The 2,940-nt window shown below is 52.4% G+C and carries 3 protein-coding genes; all 3 read left to right on the forward strand.

Features of this window, described 5'->3' with window-relative positions:
• Window positions 1-400 precede the first annotated feature (400 nt).
• The 3 genes from IM708_RS20640 (at window position 401) to IM708_RS20650 (ending at window position 2,716) form a co-directional block, all read left to right on the forward strand.
• Window positions 401-1,246, forward strand: coding sequence for an N-acetylmuramoyl-L-alanine amidase (locus IM708_RS20640; protein ID WP_209428435.1), 846 nt, complete (start codon window positions 401-403; stop codon window positions 1,244-1,246).
• A 196-nt stretch (window positions 1,247-1,442) separates the two neighbouring features.
• Complete coding sequence (locus IM708_RS20645; protein WP_209428436.1) at window positions 1,443-2,132, forward strand: hypothetical protein; 690 nt, start codon at window positions 1,443-1,445, stop codon at window positions 2,130-2,132.
• Window positions 2,129-2,716 (forward strand): hypothetical protein, encoded by a 588-nt coding sequence (locus IM708_RS20650; RefSeq protein WP_209428437.1) that lies wholly within the window; start codon window positions 2,129-2,131, stop codon window positions 2,714-2,716. Before IM708_RS20645 ends, IM708_RS20650 begins: the two co-directional genes overlap by 4 nt.
• The last annotated feature ends 224 nt before the right edge of the window (window positions 2,717-2,940 follow it).

The following is a 2,940-nucleotide window of genomic DNA, read 5'->3' on the forward strand; positions in this document are numbered from 1 at the left end:
GGAGCCCTTCGGCCTGGCGCAGCTCCTGCGGGGTCAGGCGGGCAAGCAGGCGGCCGAATTCGGCCGGATCGAAGCGGGGCATGGCAGGTCTCCTTGGGGCCTGGGAGCCTCAGCATACCTCACTGACACATCAGAACAAAGTGCGAACCAACACGGTTTGCTGACACCTCCGAGAGACGGATGATCTCGTGGCTCAATTCGAGATAGCGGACCGGTTCGATCATGGCATCGCCCGAAACTTCGCTACCTATACCCACCCTGCCCCCTTAAGGAGTTTGCTATGACACAGCCCCCCAAGCAACTCGGCTTGATTTTCAGCAAAAACCTGCTATAATCGCCGCTATTCAACCGAAAAACTATGTGAATTAATTCGTCTCTTCACAGCAACGCGAGCCAGAACATGACAAGTGCATGGCTAGAAGATGTTGACCGCACCAAACAAGTCAAGACACACGGCTCGCTGAAAGCAAGCTATATTGTTCTGCACAATACTATGGGCGGACGGGTAACAAGTTCAATCGATCACCTAAACAACCATACAAACGGCTTCGGATATCACATACTAATTGAGCGAAATGGCAGCGTTTTTCAGACCGCAGCGCTCGATCGCATCACTCGTCATGCCGGGTTGAGCAACTGGCGCGGATGGGACAGTCTCAACAGTTTTTCAGTCGGGATTAGCTTAGCCAATTATGGGCCGCTAAGGTATAGGAAAACGCACTATGAGAACGAATATGGCAGGCGAATGCCCGATGACTCCGCATTGCCTGGACCTGTGCCCCATTATAATGGAGCAAGGAACTACGAAATAGCCAGTTGGGAGCGTTACCCTGCTGCTCAAGTTGATGCTTGTTTGCGGATCTGTCGGGAAATCGTTGACCGAATGTCGATCCGAGACATAGTGCGGCATGACGACGTATCGATAGGACGGAAATTCGATACTGGGCCGGCTCTGTCATTATCTCCCTTTTCCAAACTCGTGGGTGACAGATCTGCTGAGCTTGTAAACACTTGGAAGGTTGTGACGCCCAACGATACTCTGACAGTGCGCGCGCACCACAGTCGACATGGAAAGCCGCTCGGCACCTTGCCGGATAAAACCGAAGTATATGTCCTTAGCAAATCCTACCAATGGATTAGCAACCGATGGCGCATTGGAAAATGGTGGCTCATCAGTCTAGACGGGCTAGAACGAACGGGCTTTGTTCACTCTGATTTCCTCGAGTTCGCGGAACCTTATGCCTAAGCTGCAGCAAACTAAAGAGGTAAGACGCGCGAACAAACTAAAAGACCATTTCACTCGACAAAGGAAATCAGTGAGCATCTGATGGTTTTCAATTTTGTGCCTGCTGACGCTTCTGAAGCGTGTCTCGAATCTAATTGGAGGCGCTCCGCTCCGGGATCGATAGAACCATGGCATGTGACAATAGGCAGAAGTAAGAATGTCAGAAATTGGCCCCGATAATCACTCAGCCGCCCGCCAAGATGTTCCGCCGAAACATCCCGAGCCCCCGCACATCTTCGGCTCCTTGGCAGGGCTTATGTCTGTCGTCTTATGCACATTGTTCGGGTTTGCCGTGCTATATCTCGTTCATCAACAGCTCATGCGAATTGATGGAACGCCAACGCTTCCAAGCGATTCTTTCTTTTCGATACAGAATGCTGGGGTGACTCAATCGCAAGATCAACTTGAGATTGCGGGACGCATAGCGCTTGAGGCCGATTCCCAACGACTTCGAACGATGCGCGCCCAGAGCCTCGCGGGCGCGCGCCTTACAATCCAGATTATTGCCGAATTGATTAGCCTAGTATTAGTGGTTCTTGGGGCAGCGCTAGTTTTTTCTAGAATTCGTGCTGCTGAGCGCGAGCGCTTCGAATTGGCTCGCGGAGGTTGGTCTGTGGTGCTTGGATTTACGTTTCCCGGCTTGCTTCTGTGCTTTCTGGGCACCGCAACTATTTTCTGGGCGCTAAACATATCGGTTCATCCAAATGTTAATGTGAGCACGCGCGACGGTGCGATTTATCTAATCGGCGCCGCCGCCCAACAGAGTTCAAACTCTCAATCTGCGCTGGAAGCCTTTTGTCGCTTTTCAGATCCTGAAGCTCCCCAATGCGAGGAAATAAATAGATGAAGCGCTTTCTCTTTATAGCGTATTTTCTTGTTGTTCCCATGTGCGCATTCGCGCAGGATAATAATGAGGTTTATTCGATGTGCCAGGATAAACTCATCGAGGAACCTGATGATGCCTTCTGCAATGGCTATACACTGGGATATATTGCGGCCTTAGGGGAGGTTGGCACTTTCGGGATTGACATCGGCACTTTTGGGAGAGGGGCAGAGGCACCAGCGATTTTTTTCTGGCAGGACGGCGCTTTAGAAGAACAAAATGGTGCAATTATCTCGGTCCTTGCTCCAACCAACCCACGGGCCGGTTCGCCTGAAGGATTGCCCGCAGGTGAAGCGTTTCTTTACCGGCAGTATAGCGTAGAAGAGTTCACGGCATCGGGTTTTGCTGAAATCTATGGCATAGGGCAAAGCCCAGAAGAAATCGCTGAAACGCTCTCTCAGACCGATGTTGACTCCCGCTATCCGCGCGCGTTGGGACGTGCCGCGGAGTTTTTCAACTTTGAAGGGCCATCTAATTTAGCAATTGTCCCACCGGTTGACGTCGATCAGTCGGTTCGAAGCCTTGAGCAACGAGGGAATCGGTTTTGAAAATCGGCAGTAGTTGCTTGCCGCTTTGCTTGCTCCCACAACAAGTGTGGAACGCGATGAAGAGCGGGAAGGAAAGTACTCACTAATCAGCTGGCACTCCGGCGCTACGCGCCTTCGTTCCAGCTGTCGTTCGCCAGGGGAAACCCCTGGACCCCAGCGCCGCTTCGCGCCGCCAGGGAGGACGCGCCGCTCTCCCTGACCCTCTCGGGGCCTTCAGCCGGAGC

It is taken from the genome of Pararhodobacter sp. SW119 (genome assembly GCF_017811755.1).
Taxonomy (GTDB): Bacteria; Pseudomonadota; Alphaproteobacteria; order Rhodobacterales; family Rhodobacteraceae; genus Pararhodobacter.